General features: G+C 60.8%; 1 pseudogene. It reads left to right on the top strand.

Going from position 1 to position 457, the window contains the following annotated elements:
• Positions 1–457, top strand: a pseudogene (locus tag P0D80_RS51200) (Tn3 family transposase); the annotation flags it as partial.

Here is a 457-nt window from a genome sequence, read left to right as displayed (position 1 = left end):
GGGCAAGGAGCCCGAGCCGCCGAACCGCACACTGATCGATCAGGCCATCACGGCATCGATGCCGCAGCGCAGTATCCTGGATCTCCTCACTGAAACCGAGCAGTGGCTTGACCTGCATCGACTGTTGGACCGCTGTCCGGGTTTGACGCGAAGATCGACGATCCGCGCAAGCGTTTCATCACGACGCTGTTCTGCTACGGTTGCAACCTCGGTCCGAGTCAGACGGCGCGCTAGGTGAAAGGGCTCACCCGCAAACAGGTCGCCTGGCTGAACCTGAAACACGTCACGGAGGAGCGGCTCGACAAGGCGAACGTGAAGGTGATCAACGCGTACAACCAGTTCGCGTTGCCCAAATACTGGGGTAGCGGCAAGCGCGCGTCGGCCGACGGCACCAAGTGGAGCCTGTATGAGCAGAACCTGCTCTCCGAGTATCACGTTCGCTATGGAGGATACGGCG

Origin of the sequence: Paraburkholderia sp. RL17-373-BIF-A, from assembly GCF_046030175.1 — a bacterium.
Taxonomy (GTDB): Bacteria; Pseudomonadota; Gammaproteobacteria; order Burkholderiales; family Burkholderiaceae; genus Paraburkholderia.
The sequence above is the reverse complement of the archived record's forward strand: the minus strand, read 5'-3'. Positions and strand labels throughout refer to the sequence as shown.